The 18734-nt window shown below is 52.7% G+C and carries 15 protein-coding genes; 6 read left to right on the top strand and 9 right to left on the bottom strand.

All coding sequences use genetic code 11. The features are described from left to right. Nucleotides 1–8: 8 nt before the first annotated feature. The 7 genes from HMF8227_RS03990 to flhA are packed head-to-tail and all read right to left on the bottom strand — an operon-like array spanning nt 9 to nt 8481. Nucleotides 9–2201, bottom strand: coding sequence for a chemotaxis protein CheA (locus tag HMF8227_RS03990; RefSeq protein ID WP_109338957.1), 2193 nt, complete (start codon nt 2199–2201; stop codon nt 9–11). Nucleotides 2202–2210: 9 nt separating this feature from the next. After that, a complete protein-coding gene (locus tag HMF8227_RS03985) occupies nt 2211–2960 on the bottom strand; it encodes a protein phosphatase CheZ (protein ID WP_109338956.1) in 750 nt (249 codons plus the stop codon). A gap of 33 nt (nt 2961–2993) precedes the next feature. Next, nucleotides 2994–3377 (bottom strand): chemotaxis response regulator CheY, encoded by a 384-nt coding sequence (gene cheY / locus HMF8227_RS03980; RefSeq protein ID WP_109338955.1) that lies wholly within the window; start codon nt 3375–3377, stop codon nt 2994–2996. Nucleotides 3378–3425: 48 nt separating this feature from the next. Then, nucleotides 3426–4151, bottom strand: coding sequence for an RNA polymerase sigma factor FliA (locus tag HMF8227_RS03975; protein ID WP_109338954.1), 726 nt, complete (start codon nt 4149–4151; stop codon nt 3426–3428). Beyond that, entirely contained in the window at nt 4148–5020 is an 873-nt protein-coding gene (locus tag HMF8227_RS03970; RefSeq protein ID WP_109338953.1) for a MinD/ParA family protein, read from the bottom strand. The genes HMF8227_RS03975 and HMF8227_RS03970 overlap by 4 nt, the downstream gene beginning before the upstream one ends. Further along, nucleotides 5017–6366: a flagellar biosynthesis GTPase FlhF gene (flhF, locus tag HMF8227_RS03965; RefSeq protein WP_109338952.1), complete on the bottom strand. Its 1350-nt coding sequence runs from the start codon at nt 6364–6366 to the stop codon at nt 5017–5019. Before flhF ends, HMF8227_RS03970 begins: the two co-directional genes overlap by 4 nt. A 15-nt stretch (nt 6367–6381) precedes the next feature. Then, complete coding sequence (gene flhA / locus HMF8227_RS03960) at nt 6382–8481, bottom strand: flagellar biosynthesis protein FlhA (protein ID WP_109338951.1); 2100 nt, start codon at nt 8479–8481, stop codon at nt 6382–6384. A 414-nt stretch (nt 8482–8895) separates the two neighbouring features. Here flhA and leuA point away from each other — a divergent pair, with 414 nt between their 5' ends. From leuA to HMF8227_RS03935, 5 genes are all read left to right on the top strand, one after another. Next, nucleotides 8896–10449, top strand: coding sequence for a 2-isopropylmalate synthase (gene leuA / locus HMF8227_RS03955; RefSeq protein ID WP_109338950.1), 1554 nt, complete (start codon nt 8896–8898; stop codon nt 10447–10449). Next, on the top strand, nt 10450–11547 hold the full coding sequence (gene leuB, locus HMF8227_RS03950) for a 3-isopropylmalate dehydrogenase (protein WP_109338949.1): 1098 nt from the start codon (nt 10450–10452) through the stop codon (nt 11545–11547). After that, nucleotides 11547–12947: a 3-isopropylmalate dehydratase large subunit gene (gene leuC / locus HMF8227_RS03945; RefSeq protein ID WP_109338948.1), complete on the top strand. Its 1401-nt coding sequence runs from the start codon at nt 11547–11549 to the stop codon at nt 12945–12947. Before leuB ends, leuC begins: the two co-directional genes overlap by 1 nt. Then, nucleotides 12944–13546 (top strand): 3-isopropylmalate dehydratase small subunit, encoded by a 603-nt coding sequence (leuD, locus tag HMF8227_RS03940; protein WP_109338947.1) that lies wholly within the window; start codon nt 12944–12946, stop codon nt 13544–13546. The genes leuC and leuD overlap by 4 nt, the downstream gene beginning before the upstream one ends. Before the next feature lie 79 nt (nt 13547–13625). Further along, the gene (locus HMF8227_RS03935) at nt 13626–14831 is read left to right on the top strand and encodes an HD-GYP domain-containing protein (protein ID WP_109338946.1); all 1206 of its coding nucleotides are present in this window, start codon (nt 13626–13628) and stop codon (nt 14829–14831) included. A 25-nt stretch (nt 14832–14856) separates the two neighbouring features. Here the strand turns inward: HMF8227_RS03935 and HMF8227_RS03930 are convergent, their stop codons facing one another. Both HMF8227_RS03930 and HMF8227_RS03925 read right to left on the bottom strand, forming a co-directional pair. Beyond that, nucleotides 14857–15822 (bottom strand): chemotaxis protein CheV, encoded by a 966-nt coding sequence (locus HMF8227_RS03930; RefSeq protein ID WP_109338945.1) that lies wholly within the window; start codon nt 15820–15822, stop codon nt 14857–14859. A 129-nt stretch (nt 15823–15951) separates the two neighbouring features. Then, nucleotides 15952–17547 (bottom strand): isocitrate lyase, encoded by a 1596-nt coding sequence (locus tag HMF8227_RS03925; protein ID WP_109338944.1) that lies wholly within the window; start codon nt 17545–17547, stop codon nt 15952–15954. 148 nt (nt 17548–17695) lie between these two features. Here HMF8227_RS03925 and HMF8227_RS03920 point away from each other — a divergent pair, with 148 nt between their 5' ends. Further along, nucleotides 17696–18634, top strand: a complete 939-nt coding sequence (locus HMF8227_RS03920; RefSeq protein ID WP_109338943.1) for a LysR family transcriptional regulator — start codon at nt 17696–17698, stop codon at nt 18632–18634. Nucleotides 18635–18734 lie beyond the last annotated feature (100 nt).

The following is an 18734-nucleotide window of genomic DNA, read 5'->3' as shown; positions in this document are numbered from 1 at the left end:
GCCTTGTGTTATCGGGATTTTTTACCGTAATGCTTAACCAGACTGGGGATGTCAACGATCAGCGCAATGCCACCATCGCTGGTGATAGTCGCGCCGGCCATACCCGGCGTGCCTTGTAACAACTTATCCAAGGGTTTAATGACCACTTCTTCCTGACCGATGAGACTGTCCACCACAAAGCCAAACTGTTGAGTGCCTTGCTGCACCACCACTACATGGCCTTTGCTGCGGTCAATAGGTTCGGGGCTCGGATTACGCACCAACCATTCCCGTAGGTAGAACAAGGGAATGGCTTTGTTACGCACAATCATGGTCAGCTGACCATCCACTGTATTGGTGCGGCTCTCATCCACATTAATGATCTCGCTGACGGCACCCAACGGCAGAGCAAAGGTCTGTTCGCCAATCACCACCATCAAGGTTGGCAGGATGGCCAGCGTCAGTGGCACTTTGATGTCCAGACGAGTGCCCACATTCTTTTCAGAGTCGATGTGGATGGTACCATTTAACTGGTTGATCTTGGTTTTGACCACATCCATGCCCACGCCGCGACCGGAGATATCGGAAATTTCGGTCTTGGTGGAAAAGCCGGGGGCAAAGATCAGGTTAAAGGCCTCGGTATCCGACAGACGCGCCGCCGAATCCGGATCCAGAACACCACGATTGATGGCGATTTCTTTAAGTTTCTCCGGATCCATACCTTTACCATCGTCTTGAATGGTCAAAAGGATATGGTCGCCTTCCTGTGACGCGGCAAGCTTGACATTACCCATGCGCGGTTTACCAACGTCTTCCCGCTCGTCAGGCATCTCAATGCCATGATCAACCGAGTTACGCACCAAGTGCACCAAGGGGTCAGCCAGAGCTTCCACCAGATTCTTATCCAGATCCGTCTCTTCCCCTTCCAAACTAAGGGTAATCTCTTTCTTCAGGCTGCGTGCCAGGTCCCGAACCACTCGAGGAAAACGACCGAAGACTTTCTTGATCGGCTGCATCCGGGTCTTCATCACCGCGCCTTGCAAGTCGCCAGTCACCACATCCAGGTTGGAAATGGCCTTGGTCATGTTCTCATCGGTCACATTATTGCCCAGCGTCAGCAAACGATTACGGACCAATACCAGCTCGCCAACCATATTCATAATTTCATCCAGACGCTTCGTGTCCACACGAACGGTTGTTTCCGCCGGCGGAGCAGCGGCGGCTTTACGCTCTGGTTTCTTGTCATTGGTCGCCGGTTTCTTCACTGCCGGTGTGGGCTTCGGCGCAGGAGCAGGCTTGGGAGAGCCAGACTCGGATTTGGGAGACGGACTCGGCGCCGGAGAGGGAGAGGGGCTGGGTGCTGCCGACTTGTCCTCATCAGCACCAGGGCCTTTACCCTTACCATGCAGCTGATCTAGCAGAGCCTCAAACTCGTCTTCGTCAATCTCTTCATCACCCTCACCAGAAGATGTTGCCGCAGCTTCTTTAGTGGATTTCTTGTCAGGTTCTTCACCCGCCTTGAACTTACCCTCTCCATGGAGTTCATCCAGTAAGGCTTCAAATTCTTCATCGGTAATATCCTCATCACCGTCTTCACCTTTTTTCTCTCCGGATGGAGCCGCTGAAGCTGCCTCTTTTTCAGCCTTGGAGGGACCGCTGCCCGGACCGTGCAACTCATCCAGCAGCGCTTCGAATTCATCTTCGGTGATCTCATCAATGCTGTCACCCTCTCCTGCCTGTTCAGCGTTTTCAGAGGGTGTCGGCGCTTCCGGCTCAGGGTCGGGCTCGGGCTCTGCTGGCGCAGATTCGGCGGCCGCCTTTTCATCTTCCGATTCCGGTTTGCTAAGGCGATGCAGGGTGTCCAGCAATTCAGGAGAAGCGGGCTCCAAATCCTCTCTGGCTTTAACCCGCTCAAACATATCGTTGACAGTATCCAAGGACTCCAGGATTACATCCATTAAATCGGATGTCACCTGACGCTGACCGTTACGCAAGATGTCAAAGACGTTCTCTGCGCCGTGACAAATATCCACCAACTCAGTTAACGAGAGAAATCCAGCGCCGCCCTTAACGGTATGGAAGCTGCGGAAAATGGCATTCAGCAGATCTTGATCATCTGGGTTGTTCTCCAGATCCACTAACTGCTCCTGAAGCTGGTCGAGTATCTCGCCCGCTTCGATCAGAAAGTCCTGTAGTATTTCCTCGTCAACATCGTAAGCCATTTCAGCCCCCTAAAATCCTAAGCTCGACAGCAAATCGTCCACATCATCCTGACCGGTCACAACATCGTCGCGATTCTCGGCATCGATGATGGGGCCTTCAGCCTCTCTGGCTTTATCGGAATCAGACTCAGATTTATTAGCTTTTTCATTGACTTCCGGTTCACCAAATACAGTCAACATGTGAACCAGACTGTCTTCCACCTCTTTAACGAGGTCGATGACTTTACGAATCACCTGCCCAGTTAGATCTTGATAACCTTGAGCCATTAACACTTCGGTCATTAATTCGGTCAACTTAGCCGTGTCATTGTTCGACTGCTCCAGCAAGGCGTCCACCTTATGGCACAGCGCTTTAAACTCTCCCAGCTCAATGTCACGGCTCATCAGACGCTTCCACTCGGGCAGTATCTCACCGATATTCGCATTCAACTGCTCCACCATGGGCATACTCTTTTCTACCGCGTCCATGGTGGTATTAGCAGCCTGCTCCGTGGTTTCGATCACATAGTTTAGTCGGGTCTTGGCGTCGGGAATGTCTTCATTGGCCAGGTTGGCAATGCGGGCATCCAATTGAAAGTTATTCAATGAATCGTGCAGCTGGCGGGTCAGTTTGCCCACTTCGGCAAACAGCTCGGTGGAGTCCCGCAAGCTGATGGATTCCAACAGCGCGTTAGCTCCCTCATTATCGCCTTGCTCAAGCAATTGCACCAATTCCCTGGCTTCTTCCAGGGAGATGGGGGTATTGGATTTATCTGTCATCGGGCGTTCCTTATTCGGGTAGGAGGCGCCGGATTAACCCAGGCGTTCGAAAATTTTGTCGAGCTTTTCTTTCAATGTGGCTGCAGTGAACGGCTTAACGACATAACCGTTGACTCCGGCCTGGGCCGCCGCCACGATTTGCTCTTTCTTGGCTTCCGCGGTCACCATCAATACGGGAAGGTGCTTTAGATTATCATCGGAACGAATGGCCCGTAACAGGTCGATACCTTGCATGCCCGGCATATTCCAGTCGGTCACGACAAAGTCGAAATCTCCCTGCTGAAGCATTGGCAGTGCAGTGTTACCGTCGTCCGCTTCCTGGACATTGGTAAAGCCAAGATCTTTTAAAAGGTTTTTAATGATTCGTCTCATTGTTGAAAAGTCATCAACAACAAGAATTTTCATATTTTTATCCAAAACTGCCTCCGATGAGGATTGCACTGATTAGAATTAACATACTGCTTTCTAGGCGGCCTGCCAAGTTTGCATCCGAGTCCGCAAACGCAACATCGCCTGGCTATGAATCTGACTCACCCTGGATTCACTGACGTCAAGTACCTCGCCGATCTCTCGTAAGTTCAACTCTTCGTCATAATACAGGGACAATACTATGGCTTCCCGCTCCGGCAAAGTGGTAATCGCGTGGGCGAGCGCCTTTTGAAACGCACCTTGTTCCAGATCACGATAAGGCGTGTCTGCCTGGCGAGACTCTTCGGTACTGAGCACATCTTCTGTTACTCCCAGGTCCTCAATACCGATCATCCGACCCGCATTCACTTCATTGAGCATCTGGTGGTAATCATCCACGCTGACCTGCATTTTCTCAGCCACTTCCAGATCGCGAGCGTCGCGACCGGTCTCTTTTTCCACCTCGGAAATAGCTTCGGCAATAGCGCGGCCATTCTTATGCACCGAACGCGGGGTCCAGTCACCTTTTCGAATCTCATCCAACATGGCACCGCGAATACGGATACCGGCAAAGGTTTCAAAGCTGGCTCCCTTGGAACCATCAAAGTTTTTGGCCGCCTCCAACAACCCGATCATCCCCGATTGGATCAAGTCATCAACCAGCACGCTGGCTGGCAGTCTTGCCATCAGGTGATGGGCGATGCGCTTCACCAAAGGCGCATGCTGTTCGATCAGTTGACGTTTATCGTCTTGTTGTTGATAAGCTGCCGCTTTACTGTTCACGCCTTATCTCTCTGCATTTGGGGGTCGTGATTTACCAACTGCTCCAGGAAAAACTCCAAATGTCCACCAGCCTGCTCCGGAACCGGCCAACGCAAAGCCTGTTTGGCCAGGTTGGTAATGGCGACAGATGCAGGCGAACCCGGGAAGGCATCCACAATAGGCTGCTGCTTGCGCACAGCCTTACGGATATTTTCATCGAAGGGCACCGTGGCCACCAGTTCCAAAGCGACATCCAAAAATCGATGGGTTACCTTGGACAACTTAGCAAACAACTCCTGCCCTTCGCGCAGGTTTTTAACCATATTGGCCACGACCTTGAATTTGAATACGCCATAATCGCGATTCAAAATTTTGATCAAAGCATAAGCGTCGGTCAGGGAGGTGGGCTCGTCGCAAACCACTACCATAATGTCCTGAGAGGCTCGGGAAAAGCTTAATACCATGTCGGAGATACCGGCGGCGGTATCCACAATCAGAACATCGATTTGGCTTTGCAATTCACTGAAGGCGCGAATCAAGCCAGCGTGCTCTGTGGGGCTGAGTTCGGTCATACTCTGGGTGCCGGAACTGGCTGGGGCAATCTTGATGCCATGAGGGCCCTCTACCAGAATCTCATCCAACAAGCACTCGCCGGACAACACATGAGACAGGTTCTTTTCGACTCTCAGCCCAAGCATAACGTCCACGTTAGCCAGTCCCAAGTCGGCGTCCAGCACCATAACGCGCTTGCCCTGCTTGGCCATGGCGATAGCCGTGTTCAGGGTGATATTGGTTTTACCCACACCCCCTTTTCCCCCTGTGACCGCAATCACTTTAATCTGCTTAGGCTGATTCATTCTTCGTAAGCTACTCGCCTGATCCTCAATCATATTGATACTGCTGAGTTCACCGCTCGTTGGGTTTTGGCCGCTCCGAGCGCAAATTGTTTATAGAGTCTGGCCGCGCATGAGATCAAATATTTTGCATCGGCCGCCTTAATGTCTTCCGGCACTCTCTGACCATCGGTCAAGTAACTTACCGGCAAGCGCTGCTCGATCGCGACACTGACAGCTTCCCCTAAACTGTAGCACTCGTCTAATTTTGACAGAATACAGCCTTTTAGCGGAATCTGTCCATAGGTGTCGAGGGTGTGCGTCATAACCTGACGCTGGGCATTGGCAGCCAGCACCAGATAATGATTGATACTAGCATAACTTGACTGGCTCAATGTATCTAACTGTTTGATTAGGCGAGCGTCTCTTTGCCCGAAACCAGCAGTATCTATAAGCACCAGGCCTTTATTACGGAACTGATACAACAAATCGGACAGTTCTTCGGACGTGGCGGCCTTTTTCACCTGGCAACCAATGATTTTGCCATAAGTCGCCAACTGTTCATAAGCTGCAATGCGATAGCTGTCGATCGTAATCAGTGCCACCTTGTCACCGCCATGACGACGCGCGTACTGGGCCGCCAGCTTGGCGATGGTAGTCGTTTTACCCGTCCCCGTGGGACCCACCAAGGCCACCACGCCGCCATTGCGTACAATATCGTTATTAGAGGTGTGGATTTTATTGGCCAGCAACTTCAGCAAAAACTTCCAGGCATCTCGCTCTTCGCAATTGGGCGGCGTGTACGACACCACTTCCTCAGCCAGAGATTCACTGATGCCCATCTGTTTGAGCCGCTCGATAAGATAATCGTGTAAGGGGCGCTCCTGCTGACGCTGCTGTTTCATCAGACCAGAGACCTGAAACTCTAAGACATTGCGCAGCGAGGCCAGCTCCTGACGAATGTCGTCCATTGAGCCCTGCTGTGCGGCCGGCTGAGCCTGAGAGGGGACAGGCTTGGGGTCAGCTACAGGTTGAGTCTGAGGACCGGGTTCGGAGGTGGTTTGGGGCTGACTGGGTATGGCACCTTGCTTCTCCAGTAGCGCTCGCAAGGAGTCCTGACCTTCATCACCGATAATCTCACTCAGGCTGGGCGAAGCCTTCGCCTGAGAAGACAGGGTGTCAGATTTCTGGCGCAGCGGAGTGACCGAACTCTGAGCTTTAGCTTGCGGCTGAGCTTGTGGCTGCACCGCGGACTTAGTCGGCTCTTTATCATAGGCTGCCACCACTTCGATGCCATCACCGACCTTCTTTTGCGACATGATTACCGCATCACCGCCCAGTTCTTCTTTCACCTGCGACAAAGCGTCGCGCATGTCCTTTCCATAAAAGCGTCTGATTTTCATGGCCTCTCCCCTCTATTACTGCCCGATGGCACTAACGATCTTGATCTGTTTATCATCCGGTACTTCCTGATACGACAATACATGTAAGCCACTGATCGCGTTTTTCAGGAAACGCGATAACACGGGCCGCAACATGCCAGATGTCAGCAGTACCGCAGGTTCTCCGGCCAGCTCTTGCTGCTGCGCCACTTCGCCGAGTGAGTTCTGCATCTTCTCAGCCAGGCCGGGTTCGATGCCAGCGCCTTCATTGCCGCCAGCCTGAAGAGACTTATGCAACATCTGTTCCAAATCTGGAGATAGCGTGATTACCGGAATTTCCTGACTCGAACCATTGATTTCCTGAACGATCAGGCGTTTTAAAGCGATGCGCACGGCCGATACCAGAACGTCGGGATCTTGACTCTTAGGTCCATACTCGCACAGGGTCTGGATAATGGTGCGCAGATCCCGAATCGGAATGCCTTCATACAACAGGGTTTGCAGCACCTTGACCACCGTACCCAACGGCATCACATCCGGCACCAAGCCTTCCACCAGCTTAGGATGCTGCTTCGCGAGCATATCCAGAAGTTGCTGTACCTCTTCATAGCCCAGCAACTGATAGGCATTATTCGTCAGCAGCTGGCTCAGGTGAGTAGCCACTACAGTCGCCGCATCGACAACGGTATAGCCGAGAGTCTGAGCATGCTCTTTCTGCTCTGATTTAATCCATACAGCTTCTAAGCCAAAGGCCGGGTCAGTGGTTGGCGTGCCTTCCAGTTTACCGAACACCTGACCGGGGTTAATAGCAAGCTCCGCATCGTGAGCGATTTCCGCCTCACCGATGGTCACACCCAGCATGGCGATGGTGTAGTTATTAGGACTGAGATCAAGGTTATCTCGAATGTGTACCGGTGGGATTAAGAACCCGAGCTCCTGGGACAGCTTCTTACGCACACCTTTAATGCGCGTCAGCAGTTCGCCTCCCTGAGACTTGTCCACCAAGGGGATCAACCGGTAGCCGACTTCAAGACCAATGGTATCGACCTGCTGCACATCTTCCCAACCCAGCTCTTTGACTTCGCCTTTGGATTGAGATTGCTCAGGCAGATTTTCTGGCTGTTGAGGCTGTTCCGCCTGCTTTTTCTCAATATAGTAGCTGTAATACGCGAGCCCACCGGTAACACAGGCCAGACCCAGAAATGCCATATGCGGCATACCGGGTACGATGCCCATTACAAATAATATGCCGGTTGTAATGGTCAACGCGGTGCGGTTACCGAGTTGGCGCTTAACCTCTGCGCCCATTTCCTGAGTGTCATTTTCCCGGGTCACGATAATCGCGGTGGCAACGGATAACAGTAACGATGGAATTTGCGCCACCAGGCCATCACCAATGGTGAGCAGTGTGTAAATTTCCACTGCCTGACTGAAGCTGAGATCGTGCTGAATCATGCCGATAAACAGACCGCCGACGATGTTGATCACCATGATCACTAAGCCCGCAATAGCGTCGCCTTTAACAAATTTAGAAGCACCGTCCATGGAGCCGTAAAAGTCAGCCTCAGCGGTCACTTCCTGACGACGCTGTCTGGCCTCTTCCTGATTAATGAATCCCGCGTTCAGATCGGCGTCGATGGCCATCTGCTTGCCCGGCAAAGCATCCAGAGTAAAACGCGCGCTCACCTCGGAAATCCGGCCTGCACCGGCGGTCACCACCTTAAAGTTGATAATCATCAGGATGGCGAACACCACGATACCCACAGCATAGTTGCCACCGATGACCACCTCACCAAATGCTTCTATGACCTTACCAGCAGCGTCTCCCCCTTCGTGACCTTCCAGCAAGACCACTCGGGTAGAGGCTACATTCAAAGCCAGCCTGAGTACTGTGGCGATCAGTAGCACCAAAGGAAAAGCACCAAACTCTACGGGCCGTTGAGTGAACACGCTCACTAATATCACCACCAGTGACAGGGCAATATTAAAGCTAAACAAAATATCCAACAGCACCGGCGGCATGGGTAGGATCACCATACCCATAATGGCCAGCAGAATTACCGGCGCACCCAGGCCGGAGGACATCTGTTTGAAGCGTTCTTTATCGAATCGATTCAGGTAAGCGCTTAGTTCCATAGAGTCAGGCTCAAACAACGAAATTTTGACAACTGGCCTGACTCTGCAAAAAGCGGTCCAGTTTTTCACAAGCCTCAATCAAGTGCTTAATAAAAGACCGTCTGGGTATAAAAGAACTAAACACACCCATAAAAACAAAACATACATCCTAATAGAAAACAAAAAGCAAAAAGATATTAGGATAAAACCATCACAAAGCTTGACTGTTTAGGCCATAACATTTAACAATAGCGCCAGCAGCGAATGAATCAGATTGAAACTATGTACGCGACCGCTTTACTGACACTACGACTACTATCAGGGCAACCAGATTGCACGGGGAAGTCGTAGCCAAGCGACAGTCGCATCAAACAAACCCGTGCCTAGCACGGGTTTTTCGTTTCAGCGCCGAGAAAATGCCAGAAGGATAAGATGATGACAGAGCAGGTAAAAATATTTGATACCACTTTACGAGACGGCGAGCAGGCTCTGCCCGCCAGCCTGAGTGTCAAAGAAAAGATTCAAATTGCCCTGGCGTTGGAACGGCTGGGCGTCGATGTGATCGAAGCAGGTTTCCCGGTATCCTCCCCCGGAGACTTTACCTCAGTACAGCAGATCGCCCGTGAAGTAAAAGACTCCGTGGTGTGTGGTCTGTCACGAGCCGTATTTAAAGATATTGATGCCTGTGGTGAGGCGCTGAGCGTCGCCGAACGTTTTCGTATACATACCTTTATTGCGACCTCCAGTATCCACGTGGACAGCAAATTGAGAAAGTCCCAGGACGAGGTATTGGAAATGGCGGTCAAGGCAGTTAAGCATGCTCGCCAGTATACCGACGATGTGGAATTTTCCTGTGAAGACGCTGGCCGAACCGATCCGGACTACCTGTGCAGAATGGTGGAAGCAGCCATTAAAGCCGGGGCCAGCACGGTTAACATCCCGGATACTGTGGGCTATACCATCCCCACCGAGTTTGGTGGCATCATTCAAAACCTGTTTGATCGGGTGCCCAATATCGACCAGGCCACCATCTCCGTCCATTGTCATAACGACTTAGGTCTGGCGGTAGCCAACTCTCTGGCTGCGGTGCAAGCCGGAGCTCGTCAGGTAGAATGTACCCTTAACGGTATCGGTGAGCGGGCCGGCAACTGTTCGTTGGAAGAAATCGCCATGATCCTGCAAACCCGTCAGGAATTACTGGGCTTGTCCACCGGCATCAACAGTACCGAGATATCCCGCAGTTCGAAGCTGGTTAGCCAGATCTGTAATATGCCGGTACAGGCCAACAAGGCCATCGTCGGGGCCAATGCCTTCAGCCACTCCTCCGGCATTCACCAGGACGGTGTGCTGAAATCACAGAACACCTACGAAATCATGACTCCCGAAAGCGTGGGCATTAATAAAAACAATTTAAACCTGACCTCCCGCTCCGGCCGCCACGTGATCAAGCACCGGATGCACGAGTTGGGCTATAAGGATAGCGACTTCGACTTAGAGACCCTTTATGAGGGCTTTTTGAAACTGGCCGACAAAAAAGGTCAGGTCTTCGATTACGACCTGGAAGCCCTGGTGTTTTTCGATCAGCAAAAACAGCAAGAACCTCATTACGAGCTGCTGTACCTTCAAGCCAACGCCGGCAAGGGCATGATCCCCAGCGCCACGGTAAAAATGCGCATGGGCGAGGAGGAAGGCACAGCGTCAGCCACTGGCAATGGTCCTGTGGATGCGGCCTTTAATGCCATCATCCAGGTTACCGGCAATGATGAAGTGGAAATCGCCGACTTTAAACTGGACTCCAAGGGCGAAGGTGCTGACGCCCTGGCCCAGGTCAGTGTGGTCGCCGAGTACAAGGGCCGTCGTTTTAATGGTATTGGTCTTGCCACCGACATCGTTGAAGCCGGCGTCAAGGCCTTGATTTATGTATTAAACAACACCTGTCTGGCGGACCAGATAGATGAGAAAAAACAACAGAAAATAGCAGGGGTATAAATGTCTGAATATTCGATAGCGCTGTTACCCGGCGATGGTATCGGTCCAGAAGTCATGGCCGAGGCCGAGAAAGTCTTAGCCGCCGTGGCAACGCGTTTTAAGCTGACCTTTTCCTTAACCCGATACGATGTGGGTGGCTGTGCCATTGACAATCACGGCCATGCGCTGCCTGAGCAGACGCTGGCTGGCTGTGAGAAGGCCGACGCCATATTATTTGGGTCCATTGGAGGCCCGAAATGGGACAGCCTGCCGCTGGAGCAGCGCCCCGAGCGCGCTGCACTGTTGACCCTGCGCAGTCACTTTGATCTGTTCAGCAACCTGCGTCCGGCACGCATCTATCCGGGCATGGAGCATCTATCGCCTCTGCGCGCCGACATTGCCGCCAGTGGCTTCGATGTACTGGTAATGCGTGAACTCACCAGTGGCATCTATTTCGGCCAACCTAAGGGGATGGAGGGCGAAGGCGAAGAGGCCTTTGCTTTCGATACCATGAGGTACAGTAAGCGCGAGATCCGGCGAATTGCCAAGCTCGCCTTTGAGGCAGCTCGTCTGCGCCGCAAAAAAGTGACGTCAGTGGATAAGGCCAATGTATTGACCTGCAGTCGCTTATGGCGAGAAGTCACCGAGGAAGTCGCCGCCGATTACCCGGATGTAGAGTTGGAACATATCTATATCGATAACGCCACTATGCAGCTGCTGCGCTACCCCAACCAGTTTGATGTCATGCTCTGCTCTAATTTATTTGGCGATATCATCAGCGATGAATGCGCTATGATCACCGGCTCCATGGGCTTACTGCCGTCGGCCAGCATCAATGAACAGGGCTTTGGCATGTACGAGCCGGCCGGCGGTTCGGCGCCCGATATCGCCGGTCAGGGCATTGCCAATCCCATCGCTCAGATTCTGTCAGCAGCCATGCTACTGCGCTACAGCCTGAACGAACAGGCCGCTGCCGACGCGATTGAGGCCGCAGTCCAGCACGCCTTGGAAGATGGCGTGGTGACCGCCGAGCTATTAAGCGAACAAGATAAGCATAAAGCCAAGTCCACCGGCGAGGTAGGCAATTACATCGCCCGAATTATTGAGGATAACGCCTGATGGGTAAGACCTTATACGAGAAAATCTGGGATACACATTTGGTAGCCCGCTCCGGTAGCGATAACTTAATCTATATCGACCGCCACCTGATCCACGAAGTCACCTCACCCCAGGCCTTTGCGGGACTGGACGATAAGGGCCGCAAGTTGCGCCGCCCGGATAAAACCTTCGCTACCATGGATCACAGCATTTCCACCCGCTCGCTGGCGCTGGATGCCTGCGGTCCCACCAATGCCCTGCAACTGTCCACCTTAAGGGATAACTGTGAGAAACACGGGGTGGAACTGTTTCCCGTTGGTCATAAGAAACAAGGCATTATCCATGTTATTGCCCCTGAGCTGGGCCTTATCCTACCGGGCATGACGGTGGTTTGTGGTGATTCTCACACCGCGACACATGGCGCTTTTGGCGCTCTGGCTTTCGGCATTGGCACCTCAGAGGTAGAACATGTATTTGCCACCCAGACGTTAAAACAGAGCCCAGCCAAGACCATGCTGGTCAAAGTCGATGGTGAACTGGGACTAGGTGTGACCGCCAAAGACATTATCCTGGCGATCATCGGGCAGATCGGCCATGCTGGCGCCACCGGCCATGTAATTGAGTACGCCGGCAGTGCCATTGAGGCGCTGTCCATGGAAGAGCGCATGACCATCTGTAATATGAGCATCGAAGCCGGTGCCAAAGCTGGCCTGATCGCCCCGGATCAGACCACCATCGATTATTTAAAAGGCCGGGAGCGAGCCCCTCAAGGCGCAGACTGGGAAGCCGCCATCAGCGACTGGCAGCAGCTAAAGTCCGACGCGGATGCCCGGTTTGACACCACCGTGACTCTAAAAGCCGAAGACATCGAGCCTCAGTTGACCTGGGGCACCAACCCCGGGCAGGTGGCTGCGATCAATGCTGTGGTACCCGACCCGGAGAGTTTCACCGACCCTGTAGTGCAAACCTCAGCGCAGAAAGCCTTGCAATATATGGATCTTAGGCCAGGTCAGAAGCTCACCGATATCGCCGTCAGCCATGTCTTTATCGGCTCTTGCACCAACAGTCGTATCGAAGATCTTCGCGCGGCCGCTAAGGTGGCCGCTCAAGGTAAAGTGCCGAGTTCAGTCACCGCCATGGTGGTCCCCGGCTCGGCAGCGGTTAAGGCCCAGGCTGAAGCCGAAGGTCTGGATAAAATCTTTACCGAGGCGGGCTTTGAATGGCGTCTGCCCGGCTGCTCTATGTGTCTGGGTATGAACGACGATATTTTGCAGCCCGGCGATCGCTGCGCTTCAACCAGCAACCGCAACTTCGAGGGCCGTCAGGGTCGCAACGCGCGCACCCACCTGGTCAGCCCCGCCATGGCCGCTGCGGCTGCCATCAAGGGTCATTTTGTCGATGTCAGGGAGTTACAAGCATGAAGCCCATTTCCACCATACAGGGCAAGGCCGTGCCTTTAAATCAGGCCAACGTAGATACGGATCAAATCATCCCCAAGCAGTTTTTAACCGCCGTCAGCCGCGCTGGTTTTGGCAAGCACCTGTTTCACGACTGGCGCTATCTGGATCTGGAAGAAAAACAACCTAACCCGGATTTTGTCTTGAATAAGCCCGAACACCAAGGGGCCAATATTCTGCTGGCGCGGGAAAACTTCGGCTGTGGCAGCAGCCGCGAGCACGCGCCCTGGTCGTTGACCGATTATGGTTTCGAGGCCGTCATTGCGCCAAGCTTTGCCGATATCTTCTATGGTAACTGCATGAATAATCAGCTGTTGCCCGTCGCCTTGAGCCATCAGCAGATGGATGCGTTGTTCGATTTGGTAACAGCCGACGCCGACATTCCTATCACCATCGATCTGCCCAACCAGCAGGTTAAAGTGGCCGACAAGACGTTTGAGTTCGATATCAAAGAACATCATAAATATAAGTTACTGAATGGCCTGGATGCCATCGGCGAAACTCTGCAGCATGCCGAGGCGATTGATAGCTACGAACCGGGCATTCCCGCCTGGCGCCAATAATCATCCCCCCCTCGGCGCTTGCCGCCGAGGGGATTTTCCGCTATAAGTCTCCTCCCCGTTCCTGTCATAATTGAACCTTATGAGCACGCAGCGATTTTCCATCAATGACATCCAACTGGGCATGTTTGTCACTCAAGTCACCCGACAGACGGGCGAGCTGACCATCAAGACCCAAGGCCTGATAAAATCCGAGCGCCTGCTCGAACAGCTCAGGCAAAAAGGCGTGCAAGAAGTGGAAGTAGACCTGGCCCGCAGCGTTCTGGAACAGGGGCTGGAATTGAATGTGTCGGAACAAACGACCGAATCGCCAAAAGCCATCTCAGCCAGTCCTGCTAACGAGGACCCCATGGCGGCCATTGAGCAGGCCGGCCAACTGTATGATAAGGCCAGGACCATTCAGAGCCGATTTGTTAAAAAGCTCAAGAAAGGTGCCCTGCCGCCCATTGGCGAATTAACCGAGGTCAGCGCGGATATTATCGACTCGGTGTTCGATAATGCCGACGCCATTAGCCTGCTCACCCAGATCAAAGATAGAGAACAATATCTGATGGAGCATTCGCTGAACTGCTCCATTTTGATGGCCATGTTTGCCCGACAGATGGGCTTTGACAAAGCCACCATCGACGAGCTGGGCCTGGCTGGGCTGTTAATGGACGCCGGTATGGCGACCCTACCCGAAGATATTCTGAACCAACGCGGTAAGCTCAGCGACCAGGAGCGCACCATTGTAGAAAGCCATGTGGATGTTGCGGTCGATTTGTTAGAACAATCCGAGCACGCCAGTGACACCGTGCTGGATGTGGTCCAGAACCACCACGAAAGGCTGGATGGCTCTGGCTACCCCAACGGCAAACAAGGCGATGAGATTTCCGTCTATGCCCGCATGGCTGCGATTGTCGACAGCTACGACGCCCTTACCGCCGATCGCCCGTACCGCAAATCCCTGAATGCCACTCAGGCCTTAAAACGCTTGCTGTCCACCAGCCAGGGGCAGTTGGATCAGTCTCTGGTGCAACAGTTCATCCGTTGTATCGGCGTGCATCCGGTGGGGTCACTGGTGAAGTTAAAAAGCGAAAAGTTGGCCATCGTGATAAAAGCCAATAAGGATGACCCGTTAAAGCCCAAGGTCGCCAGCTTTTACTCCGTGCGCTCTGGCCACTATAAGGACGTTCGAATACTGGATCTGACCCGGGATCAAGACGATATCGAGGCGTGTGTGCGCCCCGAAGAGTTTAAGATTAACCTGGCCCGATTCTTCCGCGAAGTATTGCTGGGGCGCCTTTAGACATTAACTCCGCCCCAGAAGCCTTTCACGTCACATCGTGAGGCGCTTTGCCTTCCAGAATACGGCGCATGCACTTTTGCGCCTCCACCACTAAAAGCTCAGGCTGGAATTTAGAGATGAAACCATCGCAGCCCACCTTTTTCACCATGGCCTGGTTAAATGAGCCACTCAACGACGTATTCAGAACCACATACAGATTCTTCATGCGGGCATCATCACGTACCGAGGCGGTCAGACTGTAACCGTCCATTTCCGGCATTTCGGCGTCGGTAAACATCATCAGGATCTGCTGATAAATATCGATGCCCTCATCGGCCCAATGTTTTAGTAAGTCCAGGGCCTCGCGACCATCCTGGCATTCTATCACCTCAATACCCACCTGACTGAGAGTGTTCTTAACCTGGCCACGGGCGGTAGGAGAGTCGTCCACAATCAGCACCTTCTTGCCGGCCAGGTGAGCGGTGACTTCGTCGTCCAAGACCTCTTGAGGCAACTCCACGTCATAGTCCACAATCTCGGCCAGAACTTTCTCCACGTCGATAATCTCGACGATCTCCCGCTGCCCTTCCAACTCGGTGTGGGTAATGGCGGTCAAGTAGCTGCCTCGTCCTAACGTTTTCGGGGGCGGCTGAATATCGGACCAGGAGGTGTTAACAATATTCATTACCTGACCAATCAAAAAACCCTGCACCGTGCGGTTGTACTCGGTGATGATGACATTTTCGTGCTCATGATCCATTTTTCCCGGCAAGCGAATGGCACTGCGCAAGTCGATAATGGGCACCGAGTGTCCCCGAAAATCCATTACACCTTTAAGATGGGGGTGGGAGCCGGGCATTTTGCTTAAGCTGGGTACCCGGATCACTTCCCGTACCTTAAACACATTCATGGCAAACAGCTGACGACTGCCCAGGCGGAATAACAACAACTCCAGTCGGTTCTCTCCCACCAGGTTGGTACGCTGATCCACCGATGACAACAACTGCGACATAACCAAACTCACCTATTACACAACAATGTTTCTATCATAGCTTGCCCGCTTTGCTGATGCGAGCCCTTGTCTATACGCAAAAAGGCCGTGGTCACCCACGGCCTTCCTCTACTCACTTATACCCTGAGCTTAGCCAAACTGATTCATTGTGTTGTTGGCGCCTCCGGCTTTCAGTGCCTGTTCTCCGGAGAAATACTCCTTGTGATCATCCCCCAGATTGGAGCCAGCCATATCCTGGTGTTTGACACAAGCCAGTTGTTGGCGAATCTCCTGGCGCTGAACCTTATCCACATAGGCCAGCATTCCTTCATCGCCAAAGTAGCCTTTGGCCAGATTATCCGTAGACAACGCCGCCGTATGATAGGTCGGCAGAGTAATCAGATGATGGAAGATCCCCGCCTGCTCGGCCGCGTCTTTCTGGAAGTTCTGGATCCAACGGTCCGCTTCCTGAGCCAGCTCACTGCCATCGTAAGCTTCGCTCATGAGTTCGGGCCGTTGGTACTGACTTATATCCTTACCTTGCTGCTGCCAGGCATCAAACACTTGCTGACGGAAATTCAGTGTCCAGTTGAAGGATGGTGAGTTGTTGTATACCAGCTTAGCATCCGGCACCACATCACGAATGCGATTGACCATACCCGCAATCTGACCAATGTGTGGCTTCTCAGTCTCTATCCACAACAGATCGGCACCATTTTGTAAGCTGGTGATGCAATCCAGTACCACCCGATCCTCACCCGTTCCTGCCTTGAACTTGTACAAGCCGTTGGGCAGACGCACGGGCTTTCTCAGCTCACCATTTTGCTTGATCACCATATCACCATCACTGACGTCTTCTGCTGATGCCACCGGAGTGGTTTCAAGAAACGCGTTGTATTGGTCGGCTAAATCCCCCGCCTGCTGAGCAACCGGGATCTTTTGCGTCAGGCCTGCGCCCAGAGAATCGGTGCGAGCCACAATCACCCCATCGTCCACGCCCAGCTCTAAGAAGGCGTAACGTACGGCATTGATCTTAGCTAAGAAGTCCTCGTGAGGCACGGTGACTTTACCGTCCTGATGGCCACACTGCTTAGCGTCGGACACCTGGTTTTCGATTTGAATGCAGCAGGCCCCGGCTTCGATCATCTTCTTAGCCAGCAGGTAAGTGGCTTCTTCATTGCCGAAACCCGCGTCAATATCGGCAATAATTGGAACGACATGCGTTTCAAAACTGTCGATTTCATTTTGCAGGCGCTGCACCGCCACCTGGTCGCCATGGCCTTGAGCCTCATCCAGCTGCGTAAATAAATGGCCCAACTCGCGGGCATCGGCCTGCTTTAAGAAGCCGTACAGCTCTTCGATAAGCGCCGGTACCGCGGTCTTTTCATGCATGGACTGGTCTGGAAGAGGACCAAACTCCGAGCGCATGGCCGCCACCATCCATCCGGACAGATACAGGTAACGTTTGTTGGTGGTGCCATGATGCTTTTTAATCGACAGCAGTTTCTGCTGACCCACAAAGCCATGCCAGCAACCTAAGGACTGTGTGTAAGCTGCAGGATTGGCATCATACTCGGTCATATCCCGGCGCATTACCGAGGCCGTATAACGGGCGATATCCAGCCCGGTCTTAAAGCGATTTTGAGTCTGCATACGAGCCACAAACTCGGGATTAATGTTTTGCCAGGTAGGTTGACCATTGCAAAGCTGGCTGGCGGTATCAATAGCATGTTGGTAGGCTGACATAGTTCTTTCCTCTTTCAGACACTGTTAACTCATCGCTGCACTTGTTGTTGTGTTTTGGCAGCACAGATTGAAAACCTGTTGCTGACAAGATTAGCCAGTCACGCTATGATTCAACCAATTTATTAACTAGATTCCGGGCATAACCTACATGAATATATCTAAAGTAGACCTGAACCTGTTGGTGTATTTCGATGTGTTGCTAAGAGAACGCAGTGTCACGCGGGCCGCCAATCAGCTCAGCATTACTCAGCCCGCAATGAGTAACGGCCTGAAGCGACTTCGGGAGCTGTTTAACGACCCCATATTAATTCGCACCTCCGATGGCATGACACCAACACAACGCGCCCTCGAGTTACAGCCAGTAATCCGCGATACTCTTTTCAACCTGGAGTCAGTCATTCAGCCCAGTACCGACTTCGAACCGGCGACCAGTACGCGTACTTTTCGCATCATGGCCAGCGACTATGCCGAATCGACCCTGCTGTTAGAGGTGATTCGTCAACTTAACAAAGAAGCCCCCGGGATCACCTTAGATGTGATCACCCCCAGTGATGTGACCTTCCACGATGTAGAGCACGGCAAGGTAGACATGGCCATCAATCGATTCGAAGAGCTACCTCTGTCCTTCCACCAGAAAGTTCTCTGGTACGACACCTTCTCGTGCGTGGTCAACAGGGAAAACCCGGTACTTAAAGCCTTTACGTTAGAGAATTATCTGGACAGCCAACACATTTGGGTCAGCAAAACCGGCTTTGGTGTGGGCGTGGGTATCGATCCCAACGAAGTTCAGAAACTGGGCTGGGTGGACCTCGAACTCAGTAAGATCGGCAAGAAACGACATATCCGGGTATTTACCCGCCATTATCATGTGGCCCTGCAACTGGCCAAGGAGCAAAACCTGATTGCCACCCTTCCCAGCCGTGCGGCACAGATTTATGCTAAAGACCCGGACATGGCCATCTTAGAACCGCCATTCGATATTCCGCCCATTGCCCTGAAAATGGCCTGGAGCGCCCTGCTTCAGCACGATGCTGGCCACATCTGGCTACGCCGACTGATCATCGATATCGCCCGTGAATTGGAGTAGTAATAAAACTCTCATAATTTGTATGAATGATGAAGATAGGTGGCATAAACTCAACAATTAACACCGGGCTGGCTAGACTGGAGGCATCTGGATCTACAGG

It is taken from the genome of Saliniradius amylolyticus (genome assembly GCF_003143555.1).
Lineage (GTDB): Bacteria > Pseudomonadota > Gammaproteobacteria > Enterobacterales > Alteromonadaceae > Saliniradius > Saliniradius amylolyticus.
The sequence above is the reverse complement of the archived record's forward strand: the minus strand, read 5'-3'. Positions and strand labels throughout refer to the sequence as shown.